At 36.4% G+C, this 15,037-nt stretch carries 7 protein-coding genes; 3 read left to right on the top strand and 4 right to left on the bottom strand.

Going from position 1 to position 15,037, the window contains the following annotated elements; all coding sequences use genetic code 11:
• Positions 1-314: 314 nt before the first annotated feature.
• Positions 315-1,559: a threonine ammonia-lyase IlvA gene (gene ilvA, locus HAV12_RS19070; RefSeq protein ID WP_171571031.1), complete on the top strand. Its 1,245-nt coding sequence runs from the start codon at positions 315-317 to the stop codon at positions 1,557-1,559.
• Between the two features lie 83 nt (positions 1,560-1,642).
• Here ilvA and HAV12_RS19075 read toward each other — a convergent pair whose 3' ends face one another.
• The gene (locus tag HAV12_RS19075) at positions 1,643-3,799 is read right to left on the bottom strand and encodes an RICIN domain-containing protein (protein ID WP_171571032.1); all 2,157 of its coding nucleotides are present in this window, start codon (positions 3,797-3,799) and stop codon (positions 1,643-1,645) included.
• A 372-nt stretch (positions 3,800-4,171) separates the two neighbouring features.
• Between HAV12_RS19075 and HAV12_RS19080 the strand changes: the two genes are divergently transcribed.
• Positions 4,172-4,555 (top strand): group III truncated hemoglobin, encoded by a 384-nt coding sequence (locus HAV12_RS19080; RefSeq protein WP_171571033.1) that lies wholly within the window; start codon positions 4,172-4,174, stop codon positions 4,553-4,555.
• A gap of 156 nt (positions 4,556-4,711) precedes the next feature.
• A complete protein-coding gene (locus HAV12_RS19085; protein ID WP_171571034.1) occupies positions 4,712-6,469 on the top strand; it encodes an aromatic amino acid hydroxylase in 1,758 nt (585 codons plus the stop codon).
• Between the two features lie 322 nt (positions 6,470-6,791).
• Here HAV12_RS19085 and HAV12_RS19090 read toward each other — a convergent pair whose 3' ends face one another.
• The 3 genes from HAV12_RS19090 to HAV12_RS19100 form a co-directional block, all read right to left on the bottom strand.
• Positions 6,792-7,421 (bottom strand): DUF4230 domain-containing protein, encoded by a 630-nt coding sequence (locus HAV12_RS19090; RefSeq protein WP_171571035.1) that lies wholly within the window; start codon positions 7,419-7,421, stop codon positions 6,792-6,794.
• A gap of 186 nt (positions 7,422-7,607) precedes the next feature.
• Positions 7,608-9,923, bottom strand: coding sequence for a BamA/TamA family outer membrane protein (locus tag HAV12_RS19095; RefSeq protein ID WP_171571036.1), 2,316 nt, complete (start codon positions 9,921-9,923; stop codon positions 7,608-7,610).
• Positions 9,907-15,009, bottom strand: a complete 5,103-nt coding sequence (locus HAV12_RS19100; protein ID WP_171571037.1) for a translocation/assembly module TamB — start codon at positions 15,007-15,009, stop codon at positions 9,907-9,909. Before HAV12_RS19100 ends, HAV12_RS19095 begins: the two co-directional genes overlap by 17 nt.
• Between the last annotated feature and the right edge of the window lie 28 nt (positions 15,010-15,037).

A 15,037-nucleotide genomic window follows, 5' to 3' on the forward strand; every position in this document is an offset into this window, starting at 1 on the left:
GACTATTGGGATCCGTTTTTTGTAAAACAAGAAAGACTTCTCCGGATACTTTACAAAATAATTAATACATTTGTTTTTCAAACAACAAAAAATGTCAAACTTAAATAACATTATTATCGTGATTAACATTATTGCAATTCAGCAGTAATGGCGAGGTGTTATATAAAGAAGTAAACAAATACAATTTATCAAACCTCCCATAATCGGGAGGTTTTTTTTATTTAGAAAATTTTGTCACAGATTTCACAGATTCTCACAGATTAAAACCTTTTAAAATCAATTAATCTGTGGCAAAAAAAAAAACTTAAACTATCATGAACTTATTTAACGAAGTACTGAATGCTAAAAAGCAGCTCGAAAATGTAGTTGCCGCTACTCCACTCACACAAAACCTGAATCTTTCAGACGAATTTAAAGCTACAATTTTATTAAAAAGAGAAGATTTACAAATTGTCCGGTCGTATAAGATCAGGGGTGCTTATAATAAGATTTCTTCGTTAAACGAAAGTGAGAAAGCAACCGGAATTGTGTGTGCAAGTGCTGGAAATCACGCCCAGGGAGTTGCATATTCCTGTAATTTACTCCATATACAAGGCAAAATCTATATGCCGAAAACAACTCCAAAGCAAAAAGTAAAACAGGTACAACTGTTCGGAAAATCATTTGTTGAAATTATTCTTACCGGAGATACTTTTGATGATGCTTATGCGTCAGCGACAGCAGATGCCATCAAAAACCATAAAATTTTCATTCATCCTTTCGATGATATAAAAGTCATGGCCGGTCAGGGAACTGTTGGATTGGAAATCCTTGATAGCTTTAAAGAATCTATAGATTACGTTTTCGTTCCAATTGGCGGCGGCGGACTGGCTTCCGGTTTGTCTGAAGTTTTTAAACAACTGAGTCCGGACACCAAAATTATCGGTGTAGAACCAAAAGGCGCGCCTTCGATGAAAAATTCCATTCAGGAAAACAAAAATACAGCCCTTACAGCTATCGATAAATTTGTTGATGGAGCTGCCGTAAAACAAGTGGGTGACATGACTTTTGAAATTTGCCGCAAAAACCTGGACGATATTATTCTGGTTCCTGAAGGAAAAGTCTGCACTACAATTTTAAGATTGTACAACGAAGAAGCTATGGTTGTCGAGCCGGCAGGAGCTTTAACGATTGCCGCATTAGATTTTTATAAGGATAAAATCAAAGGCAAAAATGTAGTCTGCGTGGTGAGCGGGAGTAATAATGATATCGAAAGAACTGCTGAAATAAAAGAACGTTCTCTCCTGTACGAAGGATTGATGCATTACTTTATGATTCAGTTTCCTCAGCGTCCCGGTGCGTTAAAGGAATTTGTAAACAATATTCTAGGCCCGGATGATGATATCACTTATTTTCAGTTTGCGAAGAAAAACAGCCGCGAAGTAGGCTCTGTTGTGGTTGGTCTGGAATTGAAAAACAAAAAGGATATTCTTGCGATTAAAATGAACATGACCAAAAATGGTTTTGAATTCCAATACCTGAATGACAATCAGGATTTGTTTACGCAGTTAATAGGTTAATTGAATGAAAATAAAAAAGGCTGTCTGATACCAGACAGCCTTTCAAATCAAATAAAAATTACTAACTAATTATAGATTTGAATTTATTGTTTCAGTACTTTTTTAGAATACGTGCCTTTATTGTCATTAATCTTAACAATATAAAGTCCTTTTGGTAATTTTGAAATTTCGATTTCAGATGGATTTCCTTTCACAAAACTTAGCGGTTTGCTCAATACACTCTGTCCTGAAATAGTAAATACTTCTACTGATCCTTCACCCTCATGATTGGTGCCAATTTTTAAGTAATCGTTCGTTTCATTAATAAAAATGGTTCTTTCATTACCTTCCGTTTCTGTAGCAACATCTTTTGTTATACCGTTTTTGGCGGTGGATTCGATCTGTACAAATTGCCATTGCTGGTTTAAACCTCCTGTGTAAGACCAAACCTGAATGTTGGCTCCATTGGCTGTTGAAACATTTTCCACGTCAAGAGATTTTCCACTGTTTACATTGATTATTTTGTAATAGCCGCCTCCCAGACTGGTAACCGTCCATTTGAATTCATTTGTAGCGGCGAAACTTTTTTGCACCACTTTTACGCCATCTCCGGTACCGTTATTTTCGGTGGTCAGGTACATTTGAGTTGATTTCACAATAATATAAAAATTGCCACTTCCCGCCGACACAAATTTCCAGCGCTGATTATTTCCTCCGCCGTTTGTAATATCATATTGCTGAATTCTGCTTCCACTTGTTGTAGCATTATCGGCTACATCTAATCCCTTGTTACTATTTCTGGAAATAATATTGTAATAGCCCGGAAAACCAGTTGGCGGCAGCGTTCCGGCGCCCCAGGTAAATGTCACTGCCGAAGCCGCAGGAACCGCATAATCAAAAGCAGATGATCCTGAAACGATTCTGATTGTATTGGATGATCCGCCTGAATTATAAACCACAAGCGCAATTGATCCGTCGGGGTTTTTGAATCCTGCGGAAATAATACTTCCATTTGTACTTGAAGAGGAAACCCTTAAAGCTCCCGGTTTTACAAATTTTGAAATCTGACCGATAATATAATACGCTACATTTTTAGTGTAACTTGTACTGTTATTCACTGTAATGGCCCCTAAACAAGTGGTGCATCCGCCAGGAGTACGTGGTCCTAAACTCGTATTATTTGCCGCGTTCCATTCCAAAACCGTTTTTGCCCAGTTATTGGTACTTCCGATCACCACATTTTGCATGTGCCAGCCAAAATCTCCGCTAAAACTCCCGCCCGATCCGGTGTATTGTTCTGTAAAATAAACGTTTTTATTGGTTGCATTTCGTACTGTTGACATCGCCGAAATATTTCCTAAATACAAATGAAATGCTGCGCCATCAACATAACTGCTGTTGTTTAAAACATCAATCGGATAAGCTGTATTGTCGCAATTATGATCAAAAGCTATGATTTTTACATTTCCATAACCTGCTGCTGCCATTTGAGGGCCAAGCTGGGTATTAATGAAATTCTTTTGTTCCGTAGCATTCATTAACATACTCGGTTCGTTATGTGGATTTTCAGGTTCATTTTGAGGTGTAATTCCCCAAATCGAAATTCCCTGTGCCTGCATGGCGGCAAAATATTTTACAAAATACCGGGCATAAGCAGCATAATATTGGGTCTGCAAACTTCCGCCGATCCATGAATTATTGGTTTTCATCCAGCGCGGTGCTGACCATGGAGTTGCCAGTATTTTTATGTTTGGATTAATGAGCAGAATCTTTTTTATAATCGGAATTAAATACGTCAGATCCGGTCCGTTAAGGCTAAAATTATTCATATTGACATCGCCCGAAGTTTCATTGTAGCTGTAAGAAGAGCTGCTTAAATCAGATGCTCCGATACTAATTCTCACCACACTGGCATTTAAACCCGTTGTCGTATTGTACAAATCATTTAATAATTGATTTTGCTGAGTGGCTGCCATTCCGCTAATCACCTCACAACTTCCTTCGGTAAGGGTATAACCAAATCCGTCCATGGTCTGGTAAGTCGTTGCCGCGTTAATGGTTACCGTTGAAGGATTACTTCCGGAATTGGTGCCAAAATTTACCGTAGATTGCTGCTGCAATAATTTGGACTGATCTCCTGTTGTCATCCATGGAATAACGGTCTGAGCGTTTGTTTTACCATTAAAAAGAAGTAACATAACGAGAGGGATCATTATAATACACTTCATTCGGCTTTTAGTTTTTGGGGTAGTTTTGTTCATTTTTTTTACGTTTTTAATAATTTAATTTTTCTTTATTTTTAAGATTAATTCTATTAATTACATTCAAAATTATGTTAATTTTTATTAAAACAATAATTTACAAACTTAACAAAAACACATCAAAAAAGACATAAAACCTTACAAAAGCATATCTTTTTTAAAAACAAAACATTGATTATCAATAATTTAAATTAAAATAATAATACTTTTGGAAAGCGGATTTTGCGTCAAATTCAATTTTAAACAAAAAGAGTGAAAATCCACCATTTTAGAGAGAATATAAAATCAAAAAATGCTGTTAAATGATAAATATCAGAAAGTAAACCCTTTGTTATATTGTATTTTTGTAATTGAATTTTACTCTTATAAAAAATGGCAACTCAGGATATTTCAAGCTTAGGCGATATTAAACTTTTAGTGAATACTTTTTATGCAAAAGTGCAGGAAGATGATTTAATCGGTCCGATTTTTAATGAAAAAATGTTAGGAAGATGGCCCGAACATCTGGAAAAGATGTATCGTTTCTGGCAGACTATTTTGCTGGAAGAGCATACGTATTCAGGAAGTCCTTTTCCTCCACACAAACATTTACCGGTAAATCAAACTCATTTTGATCGCTGGATGGAGATATTTAATTCGACTGTAGATTTTTTATTTGTGGGTAAATTAGCGGAAGAAGCTAAAATCCGTGCGGCAAATATGGCCTATATGTTCAATTATAAAATTGAATATTTCAGGAGTGCCGAAAATCTCTAGCCTGATAAGCAGGACAAAAAAGCTCTTTGCGATCTGATGGAGTGAACTCACGAAAAATGCAATAAAAAATCATTTCGAACAAAAAAATTGCAATGAATAGCAAAAAATAGCGGGCTAAATTCGTAATTTTACATTCTAATCTACAACGTTTTCGAAATGAATGCCAATATTGAAACAAATCCATTATTAGAAAGATTGCCTAAACATTTAAAGCAATTTATCAAACCTCAGGATTATAGCGATTACACTCCTGTTAATCAGGCCGTTTGGCGTTATGTGATGCGTAAAAATGTAGATTATTTATCTAAAGTAGCCCATCATTCTTATCTGGATGGTTTACGAAAAACGGGAATTGAAATTGATTCTATTCCCAGTATGTATGGTATGAACCGCATTCTGACTGAAATTGGCTGGGCTGCCGTTGCTGTTGACGGATTTATTCCGCCCAATGCTTTTATGGAATTTCAGGCATACAACGTTTTGGTTATCGCTTCAGATATCAGACAATTAGAACATATCGAATACACTCCTGCACCGGACATTATTCATGAAGGTGCCGGCCACGCTCCAATTATTGCCAATCCTGAATATGCGGAATATTTGCGTCGTTTTGGAGAAATTGGCTGTAAAGCTATTTCATCTCATAAAGATTATCAAATGTACGAAGCGATTCGCCTGCTTTCTATTTTGAAAGAAGCGGAAGATACGCCACAGGAAAAAATCGATGAAGCCGAAAAAGCAGTTGCTGATTTACAGAATAATATGGGCGAATTATCTGAAATGGCCCAAATCAGGAACCTGCATTGGTGGACTGTTGAATACGGCCTGATCGGAACTGTTGAAGATCCGAAAATTTACGGTGCCGGATTGCTTTCGTCTATTGGAGAAAGTGCCTGGTGCATGACGGATAACGTGAAGAAAATCCCTTATGATATCTCAGCAGCGAATCAGAATTTTGATATTACGCAATTACAGCCACAATTGTATGTAACGCCAAATTTCTCTTATCTAAGTTTGATTTTAGAGGAATTTGCCCATAAAATGGCTCTGCGTACCGGAGGTATTTCCGGTATTAATAAATTGATTCATTCGAATGCTTTAGGGACAATTGAATTGAGTACAGGTTTACAGGTTTCCGGTGTTTTTACCAATGTAATTGAAGACGAAGGAAAACCTGTTTATATTCAGACTACCGGAAAAACAGCTTTGGCCTACCGCGAAAAAGAGTTAGTAGGTCATGGAACTTTAACACATCCTGAAGGATTCGGAAGTCCGATTGGGAAACTGAAAGGCTTTAATTTAGCGATTGAAGATATGAGTCCAAAGGATTTACAGGCGTATAATATTGTTGAAAATGAAGCTGTAAAACTGGAATTTGAAGGTAATATTATTGTTGAAGGTGAAATCATCACGGGTTCCAGAAATCTCCATGGAGAAATTATTCTGATAAGTTTCAGAAATTGCACCGTAAAACATGGAGAAAAGACACTGTTCCAGCCTGAATGGGGAAATTATGACATGGCAATTGGCAAAAAAGTCGTTTCGGCCTTTTCAGGACCAGCTGATGTCAATAGTTTTGACCTGATTAATACTGTTCCGACAACCACAACCATTAAGGCAAAACATACTGACGAACGTGATGAATTAGAAAATTTGTATCAGTCTATTCGTCTGATCAGAGAAAATAAAAATTCCGTTTCAGAAGTAAAATCTATATTCGAAAAACTTAAAAATAAACATTCTAACGATTGGCTTCTTTCTGTAGAAATTGCTGAACTTCTTAAGGATTCAGATGAAAATCAATTATTTCAGGAAGTTTTAGTTTACCTGGATCAATTGAAAGTAAAACGTCCCGAAGTAGCACATTTGATTTCCGGCGGATTGGATTTGATTTTTGACAAGAAAGCGGTTTAATTTTTTTTACGAAGACGGAAGCTTTATACTGCTGAATTTTGTCCGCTGATTTAACGGATTTAAACTGGTTTCCACAGATTTTTTTCCCGCAGATTTGGCAGATTGAGCAGATTTTAATTTTTGACTTGCAAAGTTTTTGTCATTTCTACGGAGGAGACCCGAGCGAGAGCGAACAGACGAAGTAAATCACATGCGGTATTCGACAAAGATTTTGGAATTTCTAATGTAATTTCTCCTTCTTCGTCGAAATGACAAGAGTGTGGATTTATCTGTGACAAAAAACCTTAGAACCTTTGTCACTATGAACCTTTGAACCTTTTCCCTACAATTTCAAATCCTCGTTAAAATCAGCATCAGATTCAATGGTTTTTCCTTTGTATTGTAATTTCCAGCCCATTGAATTTGTTAAGATCAGAATCTTAGACAACTCACTGATTAATCGGTTTTGAGCGTTTGATTTAAGGGAAGATTTTTCGATTTTCTTAGCCAGATTGGCTTTGACTGATTTATTGATTTTATTGTAATCGTCTCCCGTAAATGGATTCAGTTTACTTTGTTCGACGTCATAAAACTGAATATCGGGATTGATTGTTATTTCTTCTTTTGGAATATTAAGAATGGTAATTGTTTTATTTTTTTCGTCAATATCGTATTTCATTTTATGCAAATCATAGGCTACCGTTACGTTTGCGTTTACGACTACCAGGGCTTTCTTCTCAAAAGAAACCATGTCCATCAGATATTTTTGTTGATTTTTATAGGTGATCACTTCTGAAAAATGTCCTTCAGTCACCACTAATTTTCCAACATTTACGATTTGCTGCTGAATCAGATTGGTGTTATAGTCGATTGTAGAATCATCTTCCTTTTTGAATTGGCAATATTTGAAAGCCAAAATCACAAGAACTACAATTACAGCTACGGATAAAATTCTTTTAAGTAAGTTTTGCATTCTATTTATTTATTAGACCAATTTACTTCTTTTTTTCAAAAGGCTTCCTGTAAGTTTTATTTTTTTGCACGAATTACACGAATTTTCACTAATCTATGCTTTTTGTTGATTGATAAATTTCAACAGTTGAAATTCGTGTTAATTTGTGTAATTCGTGGCGAAAAAAAATTCGTAGCGAAAAAAACTTTAAAAAGGATATCCAATCGCAATATTCAGAATCAGATTGTCTTTTCTCCAGGGGCCGCTTCCGAAGTTAATATCATCAATCACCCATCGCTGTCCTTCAGGCAGGTATGGAATTCTTAACGGAAAAGCCAAATCTGTTCTTAAAACCAGGAAAGACAGATCAAAACGCAATCCCGCTCCTGCTCCAACCGCAATCTGTTTCATGAAATCTTTGGTAATTTCCGCACCTTGCCTGTTTGGATCATTATGTAAGAGCCAGATATTTCCCGCATCGATAAAGACAGCACCTCTTACAATACTAAAAAGTTTGGCGCGGTATTCGGTATTGAACTCCAGTTTTAAATCGGCAGACTGATCCGGCACGTAATCATTTGAAGTTACTTCTGCTTTATAACTTCCCGGCCCCAGTGATCTTGCCCTGAAGGCACGAATACTGTTGGTTCCTCCAACTACAAATTGTTTGGATGTCGGAAGCGAATTTGAATTTCCGTACGCATATCCAACGCCAAGAATAACCCTGCTCGCCAATTCACTTTCTTTTCCTAATTTTAAATAATGCCTTAAATCCGTTTTTACTTTCACATATTGGCTAAACGGAACATCAAATATGTTTTTGACATTGTCTTTTTTAATGTTGGCACCTGTTACCAATCCGGTAATATTACCAGCCAAATCTACTTCACCATTAAAATAGAACGTATTTTTTTTACGCTTTTGCATCGTATTGGTGTAGGTATACGAATAGGTGGGGCCGAAAATCAATTGTTTTTCAATTACTTTTCCCAATGCCTGATCATCTTCTATATCTGCCAAATATTCGTCTGTTACATGATTTGGACTTACATAGGTGATATCGATAACATTTAGCTGATGTTCTTTACGAATGTTTTCTTTCCACAGATATCCGAACGAAGTATTAAACGAATTCAAAGCATACAACTGCGTTCTGTTTTGATATTCATATCGGATTGTAGCTTTGGTTCTCGGGACAAATTCGCTGTTTCCTTCAATGTTAAAGGGCGTTACAAATCTTGGCCAGGTCAGACTTGTTTCTGCTCCGAGTTTAAATATATTTTTACCACTGTTCTTTCCTGAAAGCTGAAAATCGGCCCCGCCAAATACAGAGACCGTAAACAATTCAGCCCCGCGAAAGAAGTTTCTGTTGTTCCAGTTGACATTGATTTCTGTTCCGGTATAACTCGCCGAATTGGTTTTTCCCAAAACCTCAACACGAATAAACTTTTTAGGCAAAAGCGTTAGGTAATAATAGGAATCTAAAGTATTCGGAATACTATCTGATTCCTTGAATTCGTTTTTCACGAAATTAAAAGTTCCAAGATTTACAAAACGGTTTAGGGTCAGATTGTGGTCTTTTCTGTTATACAAATCTCCTTTTTTAAAATAGATCGTTCTGTCAAAAACTCTTGGTTTAAAAGTATCTGCGGTATCTATAATCGTAAAATCATTGTACTGTTTGATATCTCTTTTTCGGTATACAGCACTGTCATTCGACAAGGAATAATTCGGATAAACAAATATATTACCAATCTTATACGCTGTCAATGCTTTTGACGGGGCTTCGTCTTTTATGACCAGTCTGATTTTAACTTCATGATCGCCTTTGCTGCTGTCTACTTTGGCCAGAATATAATCGGGATTAAAATAGTAATACCCTTTTTCTTTTAGGCGCGCATCAATTCGCTCTCTTTCGGCTTTAATAAGATCCAGATCGTAAGGTTTGCCAACTTTGAGCAGACTTCTTCTGGAAGATCTGGCAATAATTTTGGACATTTTCAGAGAATCGTCCGGAAAAGTCACGCTTTTTATAATGTATTGTTTTTTAGGCGTAACGGTATATTCTGCTGTTACCCTTTTATTTCTGACGGTAGAATCTGCACTTACCCTGGTTTTGAAATAACCACGATTTTCAGAGAAATTTCGTAAAACGGACGCATTATAGTCCAGATCGACTTTACTGAAAAGTACAGGTGGTTCACCAACTTTAGTTCTAAGCCAATATCGGATTCCTTTTTGTTTTTTAGGTTCTCCGGCGATATTATAAATCCAAAGTTTAGGTTTTAATCCTAATATCTGTTTATTCGGTTTAGGACGAAGTAAGCCTTCCAGTTCTTTCTCCAGTGCTTTTCTTTCTTTCTTTTTAATAATGGAATCTTTTACGGTTACAGAACCTCCTGTATACAGCAAATCACCTTCCGGTAAGTATTTCGTATTACTGCATCCAAAAACAAAAAATAAGGTCAGCCCTATAAAATACCGGATACATCGTGTTTCTATATTGCTATGTTTTTTGCTCATTTCCTTCAATTTGATTTTCCGGTTGGTTTTCTTTCTTTTCCTTTTCTTCTTTCTCTTTCTGTTTTCTTTTCTCCTTACGGACTTTTTCTTCTTTTATCAGTTGTCTTTCGGCTTCAGTGCGATGAAAGAGTTCGCGGAATTTATTGTAACTCATCGTGATTATAAAAGCGACTCCGGTTTCTACCACCTGACCCTCAACTGCTACCTGATATTGATTTTTTCGATACGCCCGAACCATATAGCGACCGTCTTTTGTAAGCTGATAATCTAAAGCAACGTCTCCCGCAATATTAGTACTTTCTTCGTTGGCGCGTTCCTGGCCTTCTACTCCGAAACTGCTTCCTACGGTAACTTTTAATCTATCGTCGAGTAATTTTTTAGAAACCGCCACATTCAGATCGGTTCTGTTTTCCATGGTTCCGGTCGTATAATCCTCTGTCGATTCCAGATCAAATTCTAACTGAACTCCTGTAATCAATTCTCCCGCAAGATCATTAAGTTGCTGGGATAAAATTTTGCTCACACTTTGTCTGGCCAGTGTTGCTGCACTTGTACCGCCACTTTCGCTCTCAAACGGATTTTCACCCACAAATCGATTCAGTAATAAAAGGGCAAAAACCTGTTTATTTAATTCGTTCGGATCTTGTTCTAACTGTTTCAGTTTGGTCTGCGTCAGTTCTACCACATTGGAGGCCACATCATAACTTCCGTCCGGCAAAGTGATTCCAAATGAAATTTCCGGTTTCAGTAATTCGCCATTCATCTTTAATAAAGTCTGAAAGGGAAGTTTTTGTTTGAACGTATTTTTTACGGCCGGATCCATACCTGACAATTGGTTGCCAAGCAAATCAATTGGGGCTGTGTTCACTTTATAAATGGCTGTAATATTTAAGGTTGCCATTGTCGGTTCGCCATTCCAGACGATATAACTTCCTTTCTGGATATCAAATTTTCTTCGGATTGCGTTGAAATTCATTTCGTAAGCTCCATCCGTAAATTCATATTTACCGGTTAGGGTTGTTTTTCCAGATTTGTCAATACCGCCAACCAGCTGTGCTTCTCCTTTCAAATTTAAATAATCACCATTTCCTTTGTCAATTACCAAAGTAAGTTCTGCTTCTTTATCGATCGTAATGGCCACATTGACATCCATGCCTTTTAATTCGGCCTGATCGAGTTTATTTTTCATGTCAACCGTTTGTTTCAGATACATATTATCTTCATTCACAAACTCAACAATTCCTTCTCTGTCTGCAAGTGAAGGATCAGACTGTGGTAAAACAACACTGAATTTTGTTTCTTTATTTATTTTGATTGTTCCGTCAATAACCGGACTTTCAAGGTTTCCTTTTATATTTAATTTAGTATCTAAAAATAAATCTCCGTAAAACAAATCATTATCCGGAGCTTTTGAATGAATCGCCCTGAAATCTTCTGCCTGAACGACTAATGCAAAATTAAAATTTCTGAAATCTGCCGACTGAATGTTTCCGTCAACAAATAATTCATTGTCATTTTCATCCAAAAGAGAGAATTTATCAAATGAAATGGTTTCGTTATTGAACGTGATTTTCTCGTTATTGGTTTTAAAATAAGAATTCAGTTGTGTAATTCTGAAACCGGTTTCATTAAAGTTTAATTCACCCGCAATTTTTGGCGCTGATGTATTTCCTGCAATTTTGAAATTCCCGGACAAAAACCCGGTCCCTTCCGTAACATTCCCCATTGTAAAACCCTGAATGCTTTTGATATTCAATTTATCAATAGACACATTAAAATCTAAATCTCCATCACTGATTCTGTAATTTCCGGTAAGGTTTACATCGTTTCCTTCACCACTCAAAACTACATTGGCTGCGAGTGTATTGGCCGTTTTATTATCTACTTTTATGGCAATATCTCCAACAGGTTCGGCCTTAAAAGCAAAATCATCTATTTTTAAATCTGAAGTAAAAACTGGAGATGTCATCACGTTTTCTACTACTGCCTTTCCGTTGATTAAACCCTGCATGAGCAGTTTGTCTTTTTTGACAATATTCAGAATAGTTTCAATTTTGAAGTTTACAAAATCAACTTCAACCGGTGCATTAACCTGATTGTTTTTAGACTGTATTTTAAGTTCGTTTCCGGAATTCGACAGAAAAAATTTATGGATGTAAAGTCGTTTATCGCCAAACTCAATTGCATTTTCAGGATCGATAGCCCATTTATCATAATTCAGTACAAAATTTTCAGGATTGATTTTCAGGATATTCTTAGCATCCTGACGCAGAAATTCTCCGGCAATAACATACTGCTCTTTGTCTTTCGTGTCTTTTACCTGCAACGCATAGGTGAGAATATTGTTCTCGACTTTGCCTGACAAACTGGTAAACGGAACTTTCAATTCACCGCTTTCAATGGTTGCTACGGAAATCTGATATTCCAGCGCGTTTTCTTTGCCTTCGATATTTATTTTTCCATCGGAGATGGTATTATTCGCGTACACAATTCGCGGAATCGTTCCCTTTATTTCCAAAGAATCGGTCACGTTGTTGTATTTCCCTATAATTTTAATCGGCTCCAGGCCTGTTAGTTTCGGAACGAGCTTAAATAATATGGGATCGTTATCCACGGTCAGTGTAAAAGCCAGGCGCTGTTCGTCTGATTCGCCGTTTACTTTCGGATTTTTCAAATCCATGTATTTGGAAAGCGATTTTTTTATAGCCGCTGTTAAGGTCGTCAGCTTGTACTTTCCGTCTACTTCAGCTTTTAAAAACTGCGAGCTTATTTTGATATTGTTTCTGGTATTATCAGAAAAAGCAATGATCCGAACCGAATCCAAAACAATTGGTTCTGCATCCTGCAAGATCTGAATATTCGAAAGAAATACTTTTCCGTTTAAAAAATCCGGGTTACTGTTGGCGATATCTGCATCAACATTACCACGCAATTTCATCGGGCCGGCATGAAGATTCAGTTTTTCGAGATCGGCAATATCAAGGTTTAATTTTAATTTTACCGATGGATATTTGTCTTTCGTATCGCCACTGGCTACCAGGTCAAAATTCAGATTCGGGTCTTTCATTCCTGATTTCACAGCAAAAGATCCGTTTTCGATATTTCCTTTTAAAGCCAGGTTTCTGTACGTGTATCTGTTGAATACTGCTTTCTGAACAATTCCGTCCAATTCCGCCTGAGCCGTTTTAGGATCTAATCCTTTTCCTTTAACTTTTGCTTTCAGCGTAATTTTCCCAATGGAATCATTTTTGATTAATCGTCCTAAATTAAAATCAAGCAAATAAACCGTTGCATCGTACTTTTCTCTTTTTTTGACACGCTGATCAAATAAGGCATCTACTTTTGCATTTCCGAAACTACTATTGAGCGCCAGATTGGTTTTAAAATTCTGAATGGAACCTTTAAATTTCCCCAATACATTAAACTGCGATGGCAATTGAATATTCTTTGGAATTGTTCCTGCCGGGACAAAAGCGTACACGTCTTTAGAAGTACTGGACAGTTTTTTGATATCCAGATCATAATAGGCTTTTTGAGCATCCGGCAATCCTTTGATTTTGCCCGAAAGAGAAACTCTTGTGGTTCCGATTCCGCTCATTTCGAACTGTGGAATATTCAGATCTTTGATTTTTCCGCTTAAACGGGTATTCAGATATAAAACGGCATTAGGGTTACTTTTAAAAGGATTGGACTTTCGTAAATCCGGAGCAAAAAGCAAAATATCTTTGAAACCAATTTTGGATTGATTCAGACTGGCATCCAGAGTCAGGTTTCCGAGCTCTTTTTTAAGTGCTGCAATTGACGTATAGCCGACCTGAATTTTATTTTGCAAAAGGGTTTGCGGCGTTCTCAGATACAAATCATTCAAATACGCTTTTTTAGGACCGTAAAAGAAATCTGTTTTTAACGACTGAATGTCTAAACCGCTTTTTTCCTTTACGGCAAGTGTTTGTATATTTCCGGAAATCGTATCATTTCCATAGTATATTTTTGCTGCTTTCAGATTGAATTTATCCAGATCCAAATGGCTGTAGTCAATTCCTTTTGCATTTGGTTTTGACTGCATATCATCAAACTGAAACGCTATATTCTGAATCGTAACCTCTTTCAGTTTTACTTTCCATCCCGACTGGCGAATTGCTGTTGAATCTAAATTCGGAGTTTTTATTTGTTTGTCTTTTGCCCCCAGACGTAAATTTCCTTTCAGATCTTTTAATTCGAAAGAATCAAAATCCAATAGCTGCTTATTTAAATCGACTTTATTAACAGCAAGTTCTAAATTTCCTAAACGTATTCCCGAATCCAGTTTAGAATCTTTATTATCATATGAAATATCAATTTTCGAAAGTTTGATTTTACCTAATTTCAATTTAAAATCTTTTCTCTTTGAAATGGTGTCCACCGTTTTTACCGAAACTTCCGTAATCTGCTCTACCACATCCTGATTTAACACTAATTTCAAACCGTTTAATTCGATGTTGGGAATATCAAAATCCATTTTGTCCAAATCGAATTTTTTGAATTTTGTGTCAAAATGGGTAAGGTTTACGCGAATGTCATTTTTAGAAAAATCATCTTTAAAATTAAATTTCACATGATCGAGATTGACATCTACCACTGCTATTTTAAAAGGTTTACTATCGGGATCTTTGGGTTTATCTTCTTTTGATTCGAATGCTTTAATGATGTAATCGAAGTTGAATACACCATCTTTATTTCGGGAGATATTGGCTTTTACATTTTCGAGCGAAACCGAATTGATTTCTAGTTCGCTGCTTATCAGTTTAAATAAATCGACATCGACTTCTAAACGTTTACCTGCCAATAAGGTGTCTTTGTTCTGATCTTCAAAATAAAAACCTTCCAGCACTACATCCTTAGGGAATTTTATGGAAATATGATCTAATGAAACTTTGGTTTTTATCTTGTTGTGAAGGTAGGTTACGGCTTTGTCCTTGACATAATTCTGCACCGACGGTACCTGAATTAAAATAATAAGAAGTAATAAAAGTGCAACAATAGAGCCTACGCACCAAAGCAGTATGCGTAGTGTTTTTTTAAGAAAATGAACTGATTTCTTATTCATATGTCAATAAAACACTTTTAGATTAGAA

The organism is Flavobacterium sp. CLA17 (assembly GCF_013112255.2).
Lineage (GTDB): Bacteria > Bacteroidota > Bacteroidia > Flavobacteriales > Flavobacteriaceae > Flavobacterium > Flavobacterium circumlabens.

What these genes read in the sequence shown, in the direction of transcription:
- ilvA (WP_171571031.1), top strand. Translation starts at nt 315, where the DNA reads ATGAACTTATTTAACGAAGTACTGAATGCTAAAAAGCAGCTCGAAAAT.
- HAV12_RS19075 (WP_171571032.1), bottom strand. Translation starts at nt 3,799, where the DNA reads ATGAACAAAACTACCCCAAAAACTAAAAGCCGAATGAAGTGTATTATA.
- HAV12_RS19080 (WP_171571033.1), top strand. Translation starts at nt 4,172, where the DNA reads ATGGCAACTCAGGATATTTCAAGCTTAGGCGATATTAAACTTTTAGTG.
- HAV12_RS19085 (WP_171571034.1), top strand. Translation starts at nt 4,712, where the DNA reads ATGAATGCCAATATTGAAACAAATCCATTATTAGAAAGATTGCCTAAA.
- HAV12_RS19090 (WP_171571035.1), bottom strand. Translation starts at nt 7,421, where the DNA reads ATGCAAAACTTACTTAAAAGAATTTTATCCGTAGCTGTAATTGTAGTT.
- HAV12_RS19095 (WP_171571036.1), bottom strand. Translation starts at nt 9,923, where the DNA reads ATGAGCAAAAAACATAGCAATATAGAAACACGATGTATCCGGTATTTT.
- HAV12_RS19100 (WP_171571037.1), bottom strand. Translation starts at nt 15,009, where the DNA reads ATGAATAAGAAATCAGTTCATTTTCTTAAAAAAACACTACGCATACTG.